12 protein-coding genes are annotated in these 21695 nt (G+C 45.8%); 2 read left to right on the forward strand and 10 right to left on the reverse strand.

Features of this window, described 5'->3' with window-relative positions:
• Window positions 1-19: 19 nt before the first annotated feature.
• Window positions 20-961 carry a DnaJ C-terminal domain-containing protein gene (locus KO473_RS10045; protein WP_005821314.1) on the forward strand — a complete coding sequence of 314 codons (942 nt, stop codon included), beginning with the start codon at window positions 20-22 and terminating at the stop codon, window positions 959-961.
• A gap of 15 nt (window positions 962-976) precedes the next feature.
• On the forward strand, window positions 977-1288 hold the full coding sequence (locus tag KO473_RS10050; protein WP_005780772.1) for a chaperone modulator CbpM: 312 nt from the start codon (window positions 977-979) through the stop codon (window positions 1286-1288).
• A 146-nt stretch (window positions 1289-1434) separates the two neighbouring features.
• Here KO473_RS10050 and KO473_RS10055 read toward each other — a convergent pair whose 3' ends face one another.
• From KO473_RS10055 to KO473_RS10100, 10 genes are all read right to left on the reverse strand, one after another.
• Window positions 1435-5460, reverse strand: coding sequence for a glycoside hydrolase family 2 TIM barrel-domain containing protein (locus KO473_RS10055; RefSeq protein ID WP_216035109.1), 4026 nt, complete (start codon window positions 5458-5460; stop codon window positions 1435-1437).
• Window positions 5461-5695: 235 nt separating this feature from the next.
• Window positions 5696-7399: an acyl-CoA dehydrogenase family protein gene (locus tag KO473_RS10060; RefSeq protein ID WP_005780768.1), complete on the reverse strand. Its 1704-nt coding sequence runs from the start codon at window positions 7397-7399 to the stop codon at window positions 5696-5698.
• Window positions 7400-7402: 3 nt separating this feature from the next.
• Window positions 7403-8422, reverse strand: a complete 1020-nt coding sequence (locus KO473_RS10065; protein WP_005821312.1) for an electron transfer flavoprotein subunit alpha/FixB family protein — start codon at window positions 8420-8422, stop codon at window positions 7403-7405.
• Window positions 8423-8437: 15 nt separating this feature from the next.
• On the reverse strand, window positions 8438-9310 hold the full coding sequence (locus KO473_RS10070) for an electron transfer flavoprotein subunit beta/FixA family protein (protein ID WP_005780764.1): 873 nt from the start codon (window positions 9308-9310) through the stop codon (window positions 8438-8440).
• Window positions 9311-9460: 150 nt separating this feature from the next.
• Window positions 9461-10672, reverse strand: coding sequence for a 6-bladed beta-propeller (locus tag KO473_RS10075; protein WP_005780762.1), 1212 nt, complete (start codon window positions 10670-10672; stop codon window positions 9461-9463).
• Window positions 10673-10865: 193 nt separating this feature from the next.
• Complete coding sequence (locus KO473_RS10080; RefSeq protein ID WP_005821311.1) at window positions 10866-12746, reverse strand: alpha-L-fucosidase; 1881 nt, start codon at window positions 12744-12746, stop codon at window positions 10866-10868.
• Between the two features lie 79 nt (window positions 12747-12825).
• Window positions 12826-14514 (reverse strand): RagB/SusD family nutrient uptake outer membrane protein, encoded by a 1689-nt coding sequence (locus KO473_RS10085; RefSeq protein WP_005821310.1) that lies wholly within the window; start codon window positions 14512-14514, stop codon window positions 12826-12828.
• Window positions 14515-14527: 13 nt separating this feature from the next.
• Window positions 14528-17683, reverse strand: coding sequence for a TonB-dependent receptor (locus tag KO473_RS10090; RefSeq protein ID WP_005821308.1), 3156 nt, complete (start codon window positions 17681-17683; stop codon window positions 14528-14530).
• Window positions 17684-18688: 1005 nt separating this feature from the next.
• On the reverse strand, window positions 18689-20611 hold the full coding sequence (locus KO473_RS10095; protein WP_005821306.1) for a glycoside hydrolase family 97 protein: 1923 nt from the start codon (window positions 20609-20611) through the stop codon (window positions 18689-18691).
• Between the two features lie 369 nt (window positions 20612-20980).
• Window positions 20981-21661, reverse strand: a complete 681-nt coding sequence (locus tag KO473_RS10100; protein WP_005780751.1) for a transporter — start codon at window positions 21659-21661, stop codon at window positions 20981-20983.
• Between the last annotated feature and the right edge of the window lie 34 nt (window positions 21662-21695).

Genomic DNA, 21695 nt, shown 5'->3' on the forward strand with positions numbered 1-21695 from the left:
GTTTAAATATATAAAAAACATGGCTTATATAGATTATTACAAGATTCTCGGAGTTGACAAGAATGCTTCTCAGGATGATGTCAAGAAGGCTTTCCGCAAATTAGCCCGTAAATATCATCCCGACCTGAATCCGAATGACCCAAGCGCCAAGGATAAGTTTCAGGAGATTAATGAAGCCAACGAAGTATTGAGCGATCCGGAGAAAAGGAAAAAGTACGATGAATACGGCGAACATTGGAAACATGCGGACGAATTCGAAGCGCAGAAGAAGGCCCGCCAGCATGCCGGTGCGGGTGGAGGCGGCTTCTCCGGCTTTGGCGGAGACGGTGGTTCCTATTGGTACTCGTCCGATGGAGAAGGATTCTCGGGTGGTGATGCCGGAGGATTCTCGGATTTCTTCGAGTCTATGTTCGGGCATAGGGGCGGAGGCGGACGAGGCGGCTCAGGTTTCCGCGGACAAGATTTTAATGCGGAACTACACCTGTCTCTTCGCGATGCGGCACAGACCCATAAGCAGGTGTTGAATGTGAATGGAAAGCAGGTTCGTATCACAATACCGGCCGGTGTAGCCGACGGACAGGTGATTAAACTGAAAGGATACGGTGGTGAAGGTGTTAACGGTGGTCCGGCAGGCGATCTGTATATTACTTTCCGGATAGCCGAAGATCCTGTATTCAAGCGTCTCGGAGACGATCTGTACGTGGATGTGGAAGTCGATCTCTATACTGCCGTACTGGGTGGTGAAAAGGTGGTTGATACGCTGGAAGGTAAAGTGAAACTGAAGATAAAGCCCGAAACCCAGAATGGTACGAAAGTACGCCTGAAGGGTAAAGGTTTCCCCATATATAAGAAAGAAGGACAGTTTGGCGATTTGATTGTCACTTATTCAGTCAAGATACCTACGAGTCTGACAGATAGGCAGAAAGAACTGTTCAGAGAGTTACAACAGAGTATGAACTAATAATGAAAGAGCGCTATGCAGACCGAATTAATAATAGTCAGTGAATACTGTCACAAATGTCATATTGAGCCTTCATTTATCGACCTGTTAGAAGAGGGTGGCTTGATTGAGGTACGCACCGAGGGCGGCGAGCACTATCTGCTTGCGTCGCAACTTCCCGATGTGGAACGATACAGCCGTATGTATTACGACCTGTCCATCAATATGGAGGGTATCGATGCCATTCATCATTTGCTGGAAAGGATGGAACTGATGAGACGTGAAATCAGTACTCTCCGGAATCAGCTTATCGTCTTTAAGAGGGAAGGTGTAATGGAGGACTGGTAAAAGGTTTATTTCATGTGTTGGATAAAGAGGCTTTTCCGGTTTCTATCAGAGCCTCTATATGATATAAACAGAGCCTTTATCAAGGGTGGACAGAGTGTCTGTTCCGCCCCGATAAAGGCTCTGTTTTTTTATGCTTGGCCGTACTCTTATTCAGCCAGAATCGTCAGTTCGGCACCCGAAGCGTAGTCTTGTCCGCGTTGTTCACTCAGAGCGGTGAAGCGGATGTAACGGGCTTTTACAGGTTTCTCGAACATTACTTTCTTCTCTTTCAGGTCTCTTGCGAAAGTACCTTTCAGGATTGGTTCACCCCATTCTTTGCCATCCTGGCTTACGTGTATGGTGTAATCTTTCACATTACCGTTGCTGCTGTCCTGACGTGGAAGGTAAGTGAAACCTTTAATTGTTTTCACTTCACCGGCATCCAGGTCTACCCAGTGCGGGTGTTTAGCCACGGTTACAGAGAACATGGTGTGCCAGATGGTATTCGGGTCACCGTCGGTCAGGTTCTTGGCTTCGCCTCCATCCGATTCTTCGCTACTTGCATAGATCACTTCCGTCTGGATGCTTTCGATCTTGTCGAATGTCATGGTTGCTTTGATGAAAGGTGCATCTTTGAACCAGGCAGTCACTGTACCGCCATTGCGTAATGCGATCGGTTCGGTGTAAGTTTTGGGTTTACTCTTATCTACTGTGTAGAGGATAACCGCATCCTTTTTCTGTGATGATACAGATACTGCACCGGCACGGTTGCGGGTAATGGACAACGGCACCTCTCCGGCAGGGGCTACATTGGCTGTTGCAGTCAGGTCTTTACCCGCAGGGCGGATGATGAAACCTGTGTTGTGATGGCTGGCGAAGACACGGTCTTGTTCTAGCGGACCACCTTGGCCGCAACTGTTGCCACCCAGGCCGGTTACGGCTGCATCCAGATGAAGATAAGTATCACCGGCTTTCGGCAACTGATACGGATGTGAAGCCAGGATCAGGTCGAGTGCGGAGTAGGGCAGAGCCGAAGCCGACAAGCGGTCGGTAGCTACAAACACAGCACCGTTGCCTGCGTTGTTGGTCAATGCACACCAGCGCACATCTTCGTGGTTACCCATATCCTGTGGTTTGGGGAAGTTGACGAATTCTCCGGCAACCGTGTTCTTATGTTGCTCGATGAACTGTCCTACCTTGCGGTCGGCATAGTTGTCAATAGGTCCGCGTCCGTAGTAAGTGAAGTTATCATATTGCTGAGGCACGCGTATCATATATCCCAGACGAGGCAATACGAGGCTCGGCTGATTGGATGTGATACTTGCTTCCAGTTCGATGGAGCCGTCTTTATAGACAGTCCATACCTGATTGGTGGTGAACTTGAAGTCATTGCTGCCGAACTTCTTGTCCGTCAGTTCTTCAATTTTGTTCTTGCCAGAGCTCGTTCCACCCAAAATCTTAGCTGCGTTTGGAGCTTGGGATTTTACAGTGAATGACAATACGACTGTGCCGTCTTCTTTGGTAGTCATATCGAAGCCGGTAGCTGAGTGCTTCAGGTTGTGCAGTCCGTTGTCGAACCACTGAGAGTAGAACCAGTTATCATTGTTCGTGAACGCGCGGAGCGCATCCAGTTTCGGACCGTTACCGTCAGTAATTACTTTTTCGTTTCCGTATGTCAGGCTGTAGATAGTACCTGTTTTGATATCGAATTGAGCTGTGTAGCCATTGCCTTTAATGGTAATGATATCGCTCGCTTTAATCATAATTATTTCCGGTTTGTCGCTTCCGGATGCTACAGTGTTGATGGCAGGACGTGCAGTAGCTTCTTTAACGAGTATCTGTTCTTCTGCCTGCGCAAAGTTCTTGTCAGCCCAAGGCATGTTGTCTTTCAGCAGGAACTGAATCTTCACGAAATATTCCGAATCGGCTTTCAGTTTACTGAACTGATAAGGAACCGTGATCTGCGTACGGGTACGCGGAGCCACTTCACCCATAGACAATATGCCCGATTGTGCTTCCTTACCGTTTTCGTAAAGTGACCATTTAACTTCATAGTCCGAAAGGTTTTTGAAGTAATACTTGTTGAATACTTCGAACTGTCCTTTTTCTACATCGATTGGTTGTACGCCGATGTGTTGGTACACTTTCTTCACTTCATAATATTGTGGTTTCGGTTCCAGGTCACCGAATACGATACCGTTCATAACAAACTGTCCGTCATTCGGAGTATCACCGAAGTCACCACCGTAAGCCAGATAGCGCTCTCCGGTTTTCTTATCGTAATTGTACATCGATTGGTCTACCCAGTCCCAGATAGCTCCACCACAGAAGAAGTTAGTCGACTCGATAGCTTCCCAATAGTCCACCAGGTTACCGCAGGCGTTACCCATAGAGTGAGCATATTCCGAAACATGGAACGGATATTTGATATCATAATTACCTTTCACGGCACCACGCATCCAGCCGATGGAAGGATACTGGTTGGAACCCATGTCGACGATGTCGTTGTTACGTTCGTACTGAACAGGGCGTGACAAGTCGAATGCTTTCAGTGCATCATAGGCTGCTACGAAGTTCTTTCCCGGTCCGGCTTCGTTACCCAATGACCAGATGACAATCGAAGGATTGTTTACGTTGGCATGAACCATTTCCATCACACGGGCTACGTGGGCGTTTTTCCATTCCACCGGATGAGACAGTGAAGCGGCTCCATAATAGTACTCGTGAGACTCGATGTTGGCTTCATCTTCCAGATAGAGTCCGTATTTGTTGCACAGATGGTACCAGTACGGATCGTCCGGATAGTGAGAGTTACGTACGTGATTGATGTTGGCACGTTTCATCAGCATTACCTCTTTCTCCATCATTTCGCGAGTGATGGCATGACCTACGGCAGGATTTGATTCGTGGCGGTTGACACCTTTCAGTTTCACGGTCTTGCCATTTACATAATAGTAACGGCCTGCCAGTCCGAATTCGTCTGCAGAAGCAGGTGTGTCTTTGATTTCCACTTTACGGAAACCTACAGTAGTTGAAACGGTTTCTATTGTTTTGCCTTTCTTATCTTTCAATTCAGCAACGAGTGTATAGAGGTAAGGGAACTCAGCCGACCACTTGTTGGGTGACTGCACGTTCAATATCGCTTTTTCAGCCTCTGCGGTTTCGTTCGGGTTCACCAGGTCCACAGTAGCATTGGCAACCGCATTGGCAACGGGGGTATTTTCGTCCGAATACAGTTTGTTTGCATAAAGTGTATAAGCCATCTGGTATCCTTTGGCAGCTTTCTTGCCATAGTTACGGATGTCAGCGCTGATAGCCAATGAACCATTGGTGTATGTCTCGTCTAGGTCGGGGATTACAACAAGGTCGCGTACCTGTACTTTCGGAGTAGAATAGAGGGCTACGGTACGGAAGATACCCGGCAGGCGGAACATATCCTGTGCTTCAAGGAATGAGCCGTCCGAACTGCGGTATACTTCGGCAGCAACGGTGTTCTTTCCTTTTTGCAGGTAAGGAGTGATGTTGAAGTTGGCTGTGTTGCGTGAGTTCTTGGAGAAACCTACATACTGTCCATTGATCCAGAGGTAGAAGAAAGAGTCCACGCCGTCGAAGCTGATAAATACTTCACGACCGTCCCAGTCCTGCGGGATGTCGAAGTCGCGACGGAACGAACCCACTTCGTTACGGTCTTTATAAGTAGTCCAGTTGGTCGGGGGAGTACGCATCACACCTCCGCGCCAGTCGTCTACTTTCACTTTGTGCATGAAAATTACAGGTTGGTTCACGTAGATGGGTACTCCGTATTTCAGGCTTCCGTCCTTCTGGATGCCATAAATATTCCAGCTTGAAGGAACCGGGATATTGTCCCATCCTGAAACATCGAAGGTTGTTTGATAAAAATCTTTAGGGCGGGAGTCCGGATCGGGTGCCCAATTGAATTTCCAGTCACCATTCAGTGACAACCAGTATTTACTGTTCTCAGGCAACACCTTTCGTGCGCTTTCCACATCCTGGAAGGAAAAGAACCAGGCGCGCGGTTGTTCTTTGTTGAGTGCTAAGTTTTCCGGTGATTCCCATTCATTGCCCACCGGGGCTTTTTCCGAGGCATACTTAAATCCCTCTAAAGGTCTTTGACCGGCAGAGCAAAGCGTAACCATGCTGCATAGTATCAGACCTAATGTGATTTTCCGCATAATTGTTTTTCTTTTAATAGATTATTTACTGAAGTTTTTTCGTGTTATATTGATCCGTAATCCGGTATCTCTCTAATTTTGTTGCAATATTCGTAAAAACCAGTCACATAGCCAAATCATTTGACATTAATTGGGTATTTTCGGGAGATAAAAATAACTCGCCTCTCTCCGGCAGTAGAAAAAGAAAAGGGATCCGGTTGTCCGAATCCCTTTTTTTAGTCTTGAAGTAAACTCTTTACTTTCTGTAGTAAGCCAGATCGTCTTTATCGAATTTGCGAATAAAGTTGATATGTTTTTCTACTTCAGCCTCAGCATAACGTACGTATACCTGAGCCGATTCGGAGAACAGATCGCTCTTCGAAGCATCTTGAACCATCAGGTGACCCATGATGATGTGGGCAGCCATTTCTACCAGACGGCGTGCGCAGAAGTCGAGCAGTTCCTGGTCTTTTGCTTCTGTGATTTGAGTCACGCAGGCTGCATATTTGCTTGCCATACTTTTCAGGCGGTTCTGCAAGCCTTCCAGTTCTGGAGCTACCGGCATGTTCTCGTATTCTTGGATACGTGCCAGATAAGCACCGGTCGTTACGTAACGGATAGCAGCCACAACCTGCAACTGGGTGGTACCTTCGTAGATGGAAGTGATGCGTGAGTCACGATAGATGCGTTCGCAGGCGTAATCTTTCATAAAGCCCGAACCACCGTGAATCTGAATACAATCATAAGCGTTCTGGTTGGCAAATTCACTGCCCATACCCTTGCCCAGCGGAGTAAAGGCGTCAGCCAGTTTGGCGAATGTTTTCTGTTCGGCACGTTCTTCCGGAGTCAGTTTGCGCTCCTTGGCAATGTCGTCCAGTGCTTTGTAAATGTCTACAAAACGAGCTGTCTCGTACAGCAGTGAACGGGAAGCATCCAGTTTAGCTTTCATCAAAGAAAGTATCTCGGCTACGGCAGGGAATTCGATGATTGCTTTGCCAAACTGTTTACGGTCTTTGGCATAAGCCAGAGCTTCATTGTAAGCTGCCTGTGACAAACCTACCGATTGTGCGGCAATACCCAGGCGGGCACCGTTCATCAACGCCATTACGTATTTGATAAGACCCAGTTTACGGTCACCGCAAAGTTCGGCTTTGGCATTTTTATATACCAGCTCGCAAGTAGGGGAGCCTTTGATACCCATTTTGTTCTCGATGCGGCGTACGTTAACTCCGCCATTGCGCTTGTCGTAGATGAACATAGACAGACCGCGTCCGTCGTGTGTTCCTTCTTCCGAACGTGCCAATACGAGATGAATATCGGCATCACCGTTTGTGATAAAGCGTTTCACGCCGTTCAGATACCAGCATTGGTCTTTTTCACTGTAAGTGGCTTTCAGCATGACAGATTGTAGGTCGGAACCTGCATCCGGTTCGGTCAGGTCCATTGACATGGTTTCGCCCTGGCATACACGGGTGATGTAGCGCTGCTTCTGTTCTTCGTTGGCAAACTCGTAGATGGTTTCGGCACAGTCCTGTAGTCCCCAGAGGTTCTCGAAACCTGCATCACTGCGGCTCACGATATCGGCAGCCATGATGTATGGAGTGATTGGGAAGTTCAGACCTCCAAAGCGGCGGGGCATAGCCATACCCATCAGCCCGGCTTTACGGCAGGCATCCAGGTTCTGGGCAGTTCCGCTGGCATAAGTTACGCGGTTGTCGGCACAAACCGGACCTTCGTGATCGACGCCTTCTGCATTGGGAGCGATGATGTCACCACAGATTTCCCCTACAATTTCCAGTACTTTATCGTAGCTGTCCATTGCATCTTCGAAGTCTACCGGAGCATAGTCGAATTTATCTTTATCAGCATAGTTGCGCTCTTTCAGCTCAACAATTCTCTTCATCAACGGATGGTTCAAGTGATGCTTGAGTTCCGGAGTATCTAAATAAAAGTTAGCCATTTCTTACTTACTGTTTTGTTTATAATACTTAATCATCTTCGGTACAACTTCTTCGATTGTTCCGTTGATCACATAGTCTGCAATCGTATTGATCGGAGCTGACGGATCGTTGTTGATGGAGATGATGATACCGCTTTCCTGCATACCGGCAATGTGCTGAATTTGTCCGGAGATACCGCAGGCAATATAGAGTTTCGGACGTACTGTAACACCGGTCTGGCCGATCTGACGGTCGTGGTCAACGAAGCCTGCATCTACAGCGGCACGGCTGGCGCCTACTTCTGCGTTTAACACCTTTGCGAGATCGAACAGCAAGTTGAAGTTGTCTTTCGAACCTACACCGTAACCGCCGGCAATGATGATCGGAGAACCTTTCAGGTTGTTCTTGGCTTTTTCTACATGGCGTTCGATGACTTTTACTACGTAATCGGTGTCGGCTACGTATTTCTTCACATCATGCTTAATGATTTCACCTTTGTAGTCGGCTGACAGAATGGCTTTTTTCATCACACCTTCGCGAACGGTTGCCATTTGGGGGCGGTGTTCGGGATTGACGATGGTAGCAACGATGTTACCTCCGAATGCCGGACGAATCTGGTAAAGCAGGTTTTTGTAAACCTTACCTTCTTTCTTATCTTCGTGGTCACCGATTTCCAGTGAGGTACAGTCCGCTGTCAATCCGCTGGTCAGAGCTGACGATACACGCGGGCCGAGGTCACGACCGATCACGGTTGCACCCATCAGGCAGATTTGCGGCTGTTCTTCTTTGAACAGATTCACGAGGATTGAAGTGTGGGGAAGTGAAGTATAAGGATAGAGTCCTTCACCATCGAATACATGGAGTTTGTCTACTCCGTACGGGAGAATCTGTTTTTCAATATCTTTGAGACCGGTTCCGGCAACGACTGCTTCAAGCTGGCAGTTTAACTGATTGGCCAACGAGCGTCCTTTTGTCAGAAGTTCGAGGCTTACGTCTGCGACGATGCCGTCTTCTATTTCGCAATATACAAATAAGTTATTCATATCTTTTCTCTCCTCTTACCCTATAGTGTGGTTCTCCAACAGTTCAACAATCAGTTCTTCCACTTCACGGTCGCTGCCGCTGATGGTTTTACTCTCTTTCGCCTGGAACACGATGTTCTGGATAGCTTTTACCTTTGTCGGCGAACCGCTGAGGCCGCATTGTTTCAGATCACCGTTTACGTCTGCTACACTCCATTCCACCAGGTTCAGGTAGTCGCGGGTGTCGTAAAGGTCGGTATAGTCCAGGTTGCCCTGTTGCTTCTCGGTAACGGTTTTGGCATGTTTGTACTTCTGAACCAGCTTTGCATTGCGCGGGCGGCAGGGAGCTGCACTTCCGTTGACAGTGATAACGATGGGCAGCGGGCCTTCTACGGTTTCCACACCACCGTCAATGTGACGCTTCACGGTAATGCTTCCGTCACCTACTTTCAGGATTTCTTCCGCATACGTAATCTGAGTCAGTCCTAACTTTTCTGCAACCTGCGGTCCTACCTGTGCTGTATCTCCGTCGATGGCCTGACGACCGCCGATGATGATGTCATATCCACCGATCTTTTTGATGGCTGTTGCCAGAGCGTACGAAGTAGCCAGTGTATCAGCACCGGCAAAAGCACGGTCTGTCAGCAGATAACCATTGTCGGCACCACGGAAAAGTCCTTCACGAATAATGTCGGCTGCACGTCCCGGTCCCATGGTCAGGATGGTAACGGTAGAGCCTGGGTGGGCATCTTTCAGTCGGAGAGCCTGTTCAAGAGCGTTCAGGTCTTCGGGGTTGAAGATGGCAGGGAGTGCCGCACGGTTAATGGTTCCGTCGGCTTTCATGGCATCTTTCCCAACGTTGCGTGTGTCGGGAACTTGTTTTGCCAATACAACAATTTTCAAACTCATGTTATTAATTTTAGTATTAGTATTTCTACAAGTTAGCAGCCAGTAGTCAGTAGTAAGGTTCTTGCTATTCACTATCCGGTTAACTATCAGCCTGCAAATTTAAGCAAACGCTTGGTTCTGACAAGAAATCCGTCTGAAAAATGCACAAGTTTAAAGATTCTGAGCAACTTGTTTGGTTCTTACTATCATGATTACCGGGTTATCGTCGGCTTTCAGATCTTTTAATTCGGGGATGTTTTTCAGCTCCGGATCTTCTTCTGCCAACTCCAGTATGTCACTTGCTTCCCAATAATACAATAAAACATCATCTGCCACACGCATTGCCGGGTAGAAAGGGACTTTGCCATACATATCGTTCTGTATCATTCCGTTTTTTACACCGAATAGCTGTCCTTTCTGTTTGTCGTATATAGCCAGGCGGGGAGATTCCGACTTGTCCGTTACGTTCCATGAAGTATAAGGGATGAACAGGTATCCGGGCGTTTCCAATATATCCGGACGGAGATAGTTGGAAGCCGTTGTTTCATAAACGTTCCAGTTGCCGTCGAGAACTTCGAAGCGTTTCTCTTTGGGCAATTTATATTTTCCAAGTTGTAGGATATAGCGGGGCAGGAGTGTATCCGGACGGACGGTAAATACTGTGTCATTATAGTATTCTTTCATGCAAACCTGATTCTGGAACCGGTATAAATATTTGTCGCATTTTCCCCATAAATAGAAGTTTAGCCCGCTGGGAATGGTGAAACGGTCATATTGGGGAAATGAAGTCAGTGTATCGCCTTTAGAGTTGATTATTAATAATCTGAAAAGCTTGTTTCCCGTATTGTTGTAAATGTAGGAAGCGAAAGTGCTGTCGTTCAGTGCCGAAAATTGCCAGGCAAATGGAAACTTACATTCATTCATGAACTCTCCGTTGCCGGAATATGCCAGTAGTTTTCCATGGTCCATCAGGAATACTTGTTTGGAAACATCGTCTGTTGATATAAAACGAATACCGGTATATTCTCCGGGGCCTTGTCCCATCCGGGCAACTGTCCGGACAAATTTACCTTCGTCCGTGAACTGAAAGACCTGTTTTTGCGTAGGGATGTATAAGTTATGTCCGCAGAGTGTAATGCTGTTTTTTATGATGGCCGGCAGTAAACATTGGTCGGTGGTTTCCAAAGGGATGATTTTCACTTCCCGGGCTATCTGGCTCAAGGTAACTGTTTGTTCCGTCCCGATTCCGGTTTCAAAAGGGAGAGTGACGGGAAATGTTGTTTCGGAAATTGGTTCTTGTGACGAAGAGGGTTTATTGGTACATCCCAAGAAGAGTAAACCGGAGGAAAGGAGTAAGCTGAAAAGGGTTGTGTTCGTTCTCATAGTCTATGCTTTTTAGTAAATGGCATAAAACTACGTAATATTCGTAACTTAGATAAAACCTGATAGTTAAACTATGTTATCCTTTAGCATTATCCTTCTTATAAGGAATATATAAAAAAGAGAGAAAGGGTTGAATATTGGAGGTATGCCTCAGATTTATAATTACTTTTGGCATACCTCCGGAGTACTGTTGTTATTGGATTCCTATTTCTGCAAATCCCATAGTTTCTCCTTCTGTTACCATTTTGGTAGGTTTCAGAGAAAGGTATCGTGCTTTCACCGGAGTGAAGTAGACAGACTGTAGAATCGGATTGTTTTTGATGTTTGAAAATTCCCCTTTAGCTACTATCTGGTTTACCGCATTTGCTTCAGTACCTACAGATAGTTCATAAGAGGAGATTAATCCTTTGTTATATTCGCTTTGATCCGGCAGATAATGGAAAGAGGTAATTGTGCGTTCTTCTCCCAGATCGATCACCAATGCGTCCCCTTCAACAAAAGCAGTGGTGCTCTTGTCTTTATCCATACATTTCTTAGTCTCCTCTTCGGATACTCCTACGAGTGTAAACGGATAACTTTTTAATTCTTTGGCCTCTACGGTGAATGTGTCGGGTGTCTCACCTGCATAATAAGCCTCTATGTTGTTGATGCAGAGGCAGGCGCGTGCATCCGTGAAGCGTATGCGGAGTTTGTCGGTCGAAATGGTTTCAAAGCGCAACAAGCGTTTGTAGCCCACGGTCGTAGTCTCTTCATTCAGTTTCACCGGCAGCCATTTTCCATCTTTGTCATATTCCACTACGAATGATTTGACACGTTGTCCCAACGGAATATATTCCTGGATCATCATACGGTTGACCTTCTCCGTTTTGGGGAAGTCGAACTCAATCTCTGCGGCAGTCACCTCGTCGTTGGTAGCCCAGTAAGTATCCCAACTTTCATCTGTTGCGGCTTTGGCTGAGAATTTTCCTCCACGTTCATCCGATACTTTCGGTTGGATACCTGCGAGCAGGTTGTGTGCCAATTGTTTCTGTACATTCTTGTGGAAGTTTACTGCGTTGGCCGAGTCGATCGGATGGATCAGCCCGTCGCGGTCAACCGGGAAGTTAAGCAAGAGGGTCGCGTTGTGTCCCACACTCCGGTAATAAAGGTCTGTTAATTGGTCTACGGTTTTTACTCGGTTGTCTTCTTCCGGATGATAGAACCACCCCGGACGGATAGAGACATCACATTCTGCCGGTACCCATTGGTTACCGTCAGCGTGTCCGTATTGCAGTTCGCGATATTTCGGATAGCCCGGATACACTTCGCCCGCACGCAGGAACGACCAGTTGGTAGCTCCGGCAAATCCGTTCTCGTTACCTACCCAACGGCAACCGGGACCTCCGTCGGAGAAAACAATGGCCTGTGGTTGGAGTTTATCCAGTATTTCATAGATACGTGGATAGTTGTAGTAAGTCTTGCGGTCGATGGTACGGCTGTCTTTGGCTCCGCCATACCATCCGTCACCGCCGTTGGCACCGTCAAACCAAACCTCGAATACTTCGCCATAATTGGTCATCAGCTCAGTCAGTTGTTTATGGAAATAATCTACATATTCCGGTGTACCGTAGTTAGCCTGGTGTCTGTCCCAGGGAGAGAGATAAACAGCGAATTTAATGCCGTATTTCTTACAGGCGGCTGCCAGTTCACCTACAATATCTCCTTTACCGTCCTTGTAAGGAGTGTTACGGATACAATATTCTGTCAGTTCGGTAGGCCACAAGCAAAAGCCATCATGGTGTTTGGCGGTAAGGATTACTCCTTTCATACCCGATTCTACAAAGGTTTTCACCCATTGTTCGCAGTCCAGCTTGGATGGGTTGAACGTTTTCGGGTCCGAATCTCCGTATCCCCATTCACGGTCGTTGAAAGTGTTCAGACCGAAGTGAACGAAAGCATATGTTTCCATTTTCTGCCATTCCACTTGTTTTTCTTCGGGAACAGGTAAGATAGCTTCGGGAGCTTTCACAGCAGGAGCACAAGCGCCAAGTAGGGTCAGGGCAGCTCCGGCATACAGTAGTTTGTTTATTTTCATGATATGTTAAAAGGGTTAATGATGCAAAGATAAAAAAATCCCCGGAAACTCGTTCCGGGGATTAACTAAAAAGCAATTATTACCATCCCGGATTTTGCGGGAGAAGGTTCTCGTTTCTCTGAAGTTCCCCGGTCGGTATCGGCCTCAGGTAAAGCCTGTCATTCCAGGTGCGGCTTTTGCCTGCTTCATAAGAGTAGTCGGCATTGGTATAGGCAGGATATACGACTGCGTACTTGCCTTCCTTATAAGGTTCACGTTTTCCGACGTATGTCTTCACATTATCACATATTTTTCCGGCTTTCCAACGGGCCAGGTCGTCCCAGCGGAATCCTTCACCAGCCAACTCAATGCGGCGTTCGCGGCGGATTTCCTGTAATAGCGGGCTAAGGCTGTATCCCCAGGCGGGCCAGTTCGGATCGGTGAAACCTACTTCCATAGTCAGGTGAGGCATACCTGCACGGTCGCGCAATACATTGATGGTCTTGTTCAAGTCCGCTTGTGTAATCGTACCCAGTTCGGCTTTAGCCTCTGCGTTGATCAACAAGGTTTCTGCATAACGATAGGCGATGCCGTCATAAGTATTGTTGTTTGCCTCAAAGGCTTTATCTGTCGGAATAAGGTATTTGATGGACTTATATCCGGTCAGGCAGTATTGCGAAATGAAATCTTCTTCCTTTTCAACATACGTACTGTCGTTGGTGGCCACAGTCACCCGTGTAGGGAAGTCCCAGGTCAGGATGGTCTGCTTCAGGCGTGGGTCGCGGTCGGTAGTTTCATTTTTCATATTGTCATCCCCTTTATATTGGTCGTTTCCTGTAATGGGTTTACCGTTGAGACACAGATAACTTTCTACAAAGTCTTTTGAAAAGCCGGTATTGGCTTCGGACAACGTACGGCTCATACCGTGTTTTCTTTTGCCATCCAGATAGATCACCGGTAAGATAGCCTCTTTCAGGTTTGTTTTGTCTTCCATTACAAATACGTCGTAATAGTCTTTTTCCGGATGTCCGGTGTTATAGATCTCGTATTTGCCGGTTGCCATGATTGCATCTGTTTCGTCGGCTGCCATTTTCAGCAGACGGTCTGCTTTGTCTGCCCATCCCAATTCGGTGTGATATTTATAATATGTACCTTCGTGCAGACAAGTCCTGGCTTTCAACTGGCGTGCTACATCTTTTCCGATGCGTCCGGTAGCCGGTTTCTCGGGTAACCATTGGATGGCAAAATCAAATTCTTCAATGATTTTATCCATCACTTCATACCGTTTCAGTTTCGGTCCGTAAAGAATATCCGTATCACCCGTGCCCAGGTCTTTATCCAGCCAGGGGATATCGCCGAACGTTCTCATCAATCCGGCATATTGCATCGCTTTGAAGAAGCGGACTTCTGCTACATATTGGTTGATTTCCGACTCCTTGCCGCTTACCGTCTGATAGTGGGTCAGGAAGTAGTTTACCAGCCGGATCGGCTGCCATCCGCCTTTGCTCCAGTTACACCAGCTTGCTGCCTCTGCGGGGGTGCTCAACTGATTCCAGAAGAACTGGGGGATGCTGTTAGGTACTTGATTATCGCTCTCACCGTCTGCTATTGAGGTTACACCTCCGGGGAGGTAACTATAGAATTGATTGGCATATGTTTCCAAATCTCCTGTGGTATTCCAGAAGGTTTTGTCATTGATTGCTTCCGGGGCTCTTTCCAGGAAACCGTCGTTACAACTCGATAGGGCGAGTGTTGCCACTCCGATATAGAATAAATATTTGATTTTCATAAGATGCTTTGTATTAGAATGTGAGATTTAAACCAACAGATAATGATCTTTGCATCGGATATTTGTATGGGTTATCCAATTCCGGATCGAGTCCGTCGGGAGTGTCTGAAATAGTGAAAAGGTTTTCACCGGTAAAGTAGATACGTATCTTTTCGATCGAAGCTTTCTTGGTCAATACTTTAGGTAATGTATAACCAATGCTGAGCGATTTCAGACGACAGTAAGAAGCGTCAACCAGATAGCGTGTCTGAGCCTGATTGATGGCCGAACCACCATTGAAGCGAGCGCGTGGGAAGTAGGCTCCGGTGTTCTCTTCAGTCCAGTAATCGTTGTTGTAGGCTGAAGGTACCTGCCATTCGCTTCCGTAATGGCTGCGGAATGAAGTGCCCGGCAGATAGAGGTCACGTTTGCCCACACCCTGGAAGAAGATACCCAAGTCGAAGCCTTTCCAATCGGCTCCCAGATTGATACCGTAATGATAACGCGGAGTGCTGTTACCGATAATTTTCATATCGCCCGGATTATCAACAGTGTTGTCACCCCAGTCAATAACGCCATCGTTGTTGCGGTCTACAAAACGGATGTCACCCGGCATCAGTTTGATACCTCCCGATACTTTATCCTGATTGGCAGCTCCGGCTATCTCTTGTTCGGACTGGAATAAGCCATAGGTTTCATAACCCCAGATTTCTCCTTGTTTCTGTCCCACATACCAGTTGCCCAGTTCTTTTGACTTATTATCGAACTTGGTAACCTCCGATTGATAGTCGGACAGATTGAATCCGACTGTGTAGTGGAACCCGCTTGCCAACTGGTCGTTCCAGCTGATCTCAAATTCCCAACCTTTCGTCAATGATTCGGCTGCATTTTCCTGAGGTTCGTTGGCACCCAGGATACCCGGCAGGATTTTACCTGCGGCAAGAATATCCGATGTACGTCTTTGATAATAGTCGAAAGCTCCTTTCAACCGGCTGTTCAGGAGGTTAAAATCAAGTCCCAAATCCCATTGTGTAACGGTTTCCCACGTGATGGACGAGCTGACGAGCCCGCCGGGAACCACATATTGCGGCTGGTTGCTGCCCATGATCCAACTGGTCTGTCCGGTACTGTAATTAGAGAGATAAGCATACCATCCATTGTCGAGTGCCTGATTGCCTAAACTACCATAAGAACCTCTGATTTTCAATTCATCAAAGAAACTGTTTGTCCAGTTCTTGAACCAGCTTTCATTGGATAGCCTCCAGGCTGCCGAGAAAGAAGGATTGAACACGGCACGGTCGTGTTTGGGGAATTTGGAAGAGAGGTCGTAACGACCGTTTACTTCAAGTAAATAACGATCGTCATATCCGTAGTTGATGCGGAAGAAGCCGCTTCGGGTAGCCCAGGAGTTGTCATAGCTGCCTACCCAACGGTCGCCTGTGGCATAGCTCAATGAGCCCAGGTCATTTGAGATCAGTTGTTCGCGTCCGGCATTGAATCCGGTGGTGTGCTTGCTTTCCTGATTGTAACCGATCATTCCCTTCAGGTAATGTTTGCCCAATGTCTTTTCATAATCGCCGAAAAAGTTGAAAGCATTGTAGGTATCGTTGGCTTGTGACTGGGATACAGAGTTCGGATTGGTCCATGCAAAAGTTTGCAGGAATTGTCCGTTGGCTCCATATTCGTCGAATGACTTCATGTGTACTTTATTATTCTCACTATAGTAATTGAACGTATAGTCCATGTTGATGCTCATACCTTTAATAGGAGTCAGCTTCATCGTGATCGTGTTCCAAAGGTCATTCTTGTTGGTTTGCCGGCTACCACCGTCTTCAAGGATGGCAGGAAAGTTGGTAAAGTCGCCTTGTCCGGCCCAGTTCCCATCCGGGTGTTTCACCGGCATGATAGGACGCGTATCACCTCCCATAAAATTATCGCCATGCACGTTGTCCTGATTCAATCCTCTCAGCTTGGTGCGGTTGAAGCTTGTTTTCATGGAGAGGTGCAACCATTCGTTTATGTCATAGTTGATGTTGTTCATCACGTTGAACTTCTTGAACTGTTCGTTACCGAAACGAATCAGAGATCCTTGGTCGGTATATCCTAAAGAAGTATAATAGGTAGCCTTCTTACCGCCGCCACTGATATTGACATTGTATTTCTGGACAGGATAATTCTTCTTATACAATTCTTTCATCCAGTTGGTATTGCCGGCATACGTGTATTTGGTGCCGTTTTTACTGATACTCGGATCTGAGTGGATAAATACCGGAGAGTTGTTTGCCGGATCTTTATAGTAAGCTTCAATGTGCTGCATCCATTCTGCATCGAAATAGTCTCGTCCCACTGTGTTTTGCTGTGCGGTGTTCATCCAAGTAGCATATTGCATGGAGTTCATATAGGTGGGGCGCGTAGTAGGTCCGTTGAAAGAAACCGAAGCATCGAATGATACTTGTGTCGGCTGGTCTTTGCGGCCTCCTTTGGTGGTAATCAGCACAACACCATAGGCTGCACGTGCACCATAGATAGATGCGGATGCAGCATCCTTTAATACGGAAACACTTTGCACGTCTTGCGGGTTAATGAGGTTCGGATCCATTTCCACACCGTCGACCAATACCAGAGGTGAACTTCCACTCATGGCGGTGGTTCCACGGATATTGAAACTTGAACCTTCGCCCGGACGACCACTGGTGGTTATGTTTAAGTTAGGGATGGCGCCTTGCAACCCCTGTCCAAGATTGACAATCGGGCGATCTTCAAGCACCTTACTGTCCACAGCCGATACGGCTCCGGTCAGGTTGGCTTTTTTCACGGTGGCATAACCAACGACTACCACCTCTTCCAATGCCTTGCTGTCTTCAGCAAGCTTCACTTGAATGGGCTTTCCGGTATAAGGAATTTCCTGTGTGACATATCCGATGTAAGATATTACAATAATATCTCCTATTTTCACGCCATCCAACGAGAATTTACCTTCTAAATTTGTGATGACACCGTTAGTCGTGCCTTTTACCATGACACTGGCACCAATAACCGGGCCCATTGCATCTTCAACCGTTCCTGTTACTTTCTCTTGAGTAACTTCAGGAACCAATGCTTCTGTGGCTTGCGTTGCATACGAATAAGCTGGGAAGCTTAGTGCACCGGCGAGCAAGAGCAGAGTAACTTGTCTAGTGATTTTTAACATAACAATTTTGTTTTAGATTAATAATAAAGGTTTTGTTCGGTTCTTTTACATTTCACTTTCTCCATTCATCTGCCTTTCCTTTTTCTTTAAAATAGGATTAGTTCTAACAGAACTTGGTGTACTGTAAGGCGTTTATTATCACAGGGTATGCGCATTTATGTACAGCTCTGCTTTTATTGTGAATAGCTTTGTAGACGGGAAATAAAAGATTGAAATGGCCTGTTGTTCTACTAAATGACCGATTATCTTGTTTGGTATTTAGTGTTTTATGACAAACTGAAGACTTTTTGCAATCCTCTCTGTCTACCCTGACATATATCGAAGTTTGTTTCTCTTGATTTGTTTCCGGAAGGAGCGTAGAGGGTGAGGAATATTGGGTTAGAATGAAAAAAACTTTTGTGATTATTATCTATTTTTAAAATAATCGCTATATTTGCATCATTGTTAATCTAAAAAACAAAAAATATTCTGTTCTTTTTTAATACATTATAAAATGTGTTTCTTTAAAACCGATTAATTTGGTTATAGTTCTGTTAGGAATAATCTGTATTTTATTATTTTGTCTTTAGTTAACCTGTTGTATAATAGGTGTATATGCGTCAGGTTGGGGGATGAATCGAATTGTGGTTCCGTATGTTGTAACAATCTGCCGGTTACAAGAAAGAAGGTGTGAATCTCGATGAAATATTCGAAATTTTTGTGATTGAATGTCCGACATTTGTTATGTTGGTTCTGTTTGTGTGTTCTTTTTTCCTCTGGCGATCCTGTTTGAATTGCTAAAGGTGTTCTGTTTACAGTGGGCGAAGTGTTTTTAATCTTGAAGGTGTGTCATAACTCTTTTTACCACGGAGTGCTACAGAGTATCACAGAGTATTTTGTTAATAATCAACAACTTTAAATCGCCTCCGTGTTACTCTGTGTCCTCTGTGGTGAGTTCCGACACACACTCAGGTTGATAGATCACATTATCTCTTTGACAATATGTTGCAGGGGATTAGTTTCATGCTATTTGTCGGTTTTTTCAAATTTGGCTAAATAACCTCCTCCCGATAATAACTTTATTTTTAGCGTTTTACCCGATTTTATTTTTCGATTGTTTATCACAATCTTTTTTCTGTTTTCTCCGTCATCGGATGCATAAGTCATGCGGTAGTTGCCTTTGGGCAAAAAGTCCAATTCGATTTCTTGGGTAACAGCCTTTTCTCCATTTAAGATGGAAAGATACCATATATCCCCTTTTCTCCTGGATAATGCGGCCAATTCGCCTATCCGGCTTTCTTTTAGAATTTTTGTCTGATCCCAGACGACTGGTACTTCTTCAATAAACATACGTCCCGGACATGTCAGCATATCTTCCATGTCGGCTGCAAAGATCAGCATGGGCGATGTGAACGTGTAGATACTCGCCAATTGATGCGTGAAAGTGACAGATGGAGGGCAGAATTGGCGGAAGTTCAATGGGGTATAGTCGGCAGGACCTGCCAGCCAGCGGGTAAAGGGTAACACCGTATTGTGATAAGGCCACGGTGGCCCTGGAGCCCAGTTATTTTCTCCACCTACGGACTCTAAACCGCGTACAGCCTCTTTGGCCAACAGGTTGGGATACGTATAGCTATCGCCTGTAGGTTTATTCACCCCATGGAAAATAACCATCAGATGTGCTTTGGCAGCATCCTTCAATATATTCTCCATAAAATTGACTGTAAATAGATTTTCTGTGTGGAAGAAATCTATTTTTAATCCTTTTACACCGATTTCCGCACATCTTTTCATAAAATTGTTGCGTTCGTCCGCATCCAGCAAACCGACATCGGATTTATTACCATATCTTGGAGAAGAAGGCCGCCATACCCAGATATCTACGTTTTTGCTGCGGGCATAATCGACTAACTCTTTGAGTAATTCCCATTTGGTACGTCCATTGGCATTTTTCTCTGTTTTCGGCCAAAGTTCCCAGCCATCATCCACCACAACAGATTCCAGACCTAACTCGGCTGCTCCGTCAACATATCTTTTGTGGTTCTCTACGCTCAGTCTGTTCTCTCCTTCCACTAACCAGGTGAAAATCGAACGTCCCGGTTTAATCCATTGGGTATTTTTTCCTTCGGGAAAAAGTGTGCGATCCGGCTGTTCTGATACTTGGGCTATGATACGATTATTCACCAATCCATCCAGATCCTCCGATAACATCAGGATGCGCCAGGGAGTGGTTATCTCTTTGTAGCCGTTGCGCGGGGAAACGATCCAGGGTGAATTGCGTACTTCTGCATGCCAGTATTTACCGGCGGGGAGACCTGTTGATACACCTGTTTCCAAATGCCCTTTGTTATCTACATAGCCGAATTGTACCCTGTTGTCTTTACATCCGAACAATACTGCACCGTGAAAATTAAACAGGTTAGCTTCGGTAATGGCGGCATACATCCCGTTGGGAAGATGGAAAGTGGCGGGAGGAGCCAACAGCTCGTTTTCTATTTTGTCGGTGGTGCGATCTTGGTAAGCTTGTATCCATCCGTATTGAAAAGGGCCACTGGCGTACCATACCCGGGTTCCGGCCGGAAAAGTGAAAGACGTTTCCTCGCCATATACACAACAACTGCCGGTGGAAGGGATGCGATATCTCAAGGCTATCCCATCGTTAAACTCACGGGTATCAAGGTAGTAGACACTTCCGTCCTTTTTTTCTATTGTATATGTTTTGTATTCCGCGCTTCTTTGTTGTACAGATTTTATACATACTGATTTACCTAAGTCTATATGATCAATGTTCATGCCCAGAGGTGACGCACTGATGACCTGTTCGCCTTTAAAAGTAACTTCCAGACAGAGCTGTCCGGTTGTTATGCCAAGATTTATCTCTGCCTGCTGGGCATCGGCAAAACCGGTAAAACAGAGAGAAAGTAAGAGAATTGTCAGCTTGTTTTTCATACATTGTTTTTTATGATATTATTGGGTAAAGAAAGAGCATATAGCTTAATAAATCAATGTACTTTCGTGAATAAAAGATGGATTATTTTATTTTTCGTGGAATATCGGGAGATATCTGAAAGAGAAGTGCTGCTCTTTACCTGTGGGAATAAAGATGCAGTGGTTCGTACTTACGGGTTAAGTCCAGTATTGGATTTAGATTTAAGGATGCATGTTAAAGTATTAAACTAAAATGAAAATGGAATTTTGAAATAGGTATAAAACTTCACAGGTATATTATCCGGAGTATCTCAGATTTGCGTAAACAGATTGGGGTGCAAGTCTGTTTGATCCGGGCTTTATATTTAGTGCTGTGTAGAAGATACTGCTCTACAAACTTATTCCGAAAACAAAATAGAGTTGGTTTTCGTATGGATTAGCTATCAGTTTACCAAAAACAGATGGAGTGAATCCGGATGAAATATTCAATGTTTTGGTAGCCGAAAGCCCGACATTAACTACATTAAATTTGTCAGCGTATTCTCCTTCCCATGGGGTGAACCCGGCTTCGACAGCCAAGTCTACTCCCTTTACAGTGAATGGATAGCTGAGTTCGCAATAACTGGACCAGGCACGTCTTTCATTTTCCCGGTAATCGTTTCCGGCAAAGGTGGTATACCAGGCCAACGATAACGGGAAACTTTCACTAATGGTATAGACAGCTCCTGCTTCAAAGGTGTGACCTGTGGTGCGGGGAGTATAGTGGAAATAGTTGAATGGTTCGTCTTCACTTTGGTAAAAGTAGTTATTAAGGCACAGTTGGAGGTTTTTATATTCATACTCCAGCGTAAGGTCTATTTCATTATTCTCGTTTCTGAATTCTGTCGATCCCCATGCCGATAGGGTCCATCCTTTCCACTCTACACCGAGAGTAGGCTGTACGGAAGCATTTCCATTCTTCATTCCACGCCAGATGTAACTGCTTACCAGGTCGGCATTGATAAATACTTCTTGTGCCTGTATGGCAAAAGGGCAAAAGATGAAAGCTGCAAGTATGGCTAATTTCTTCATTAAAATGGCGGATTATTTTTTCGGGCTGCAAAGA

Source organism: Bacteroides sp. HF-4919 (assembly GCF_018860125.1).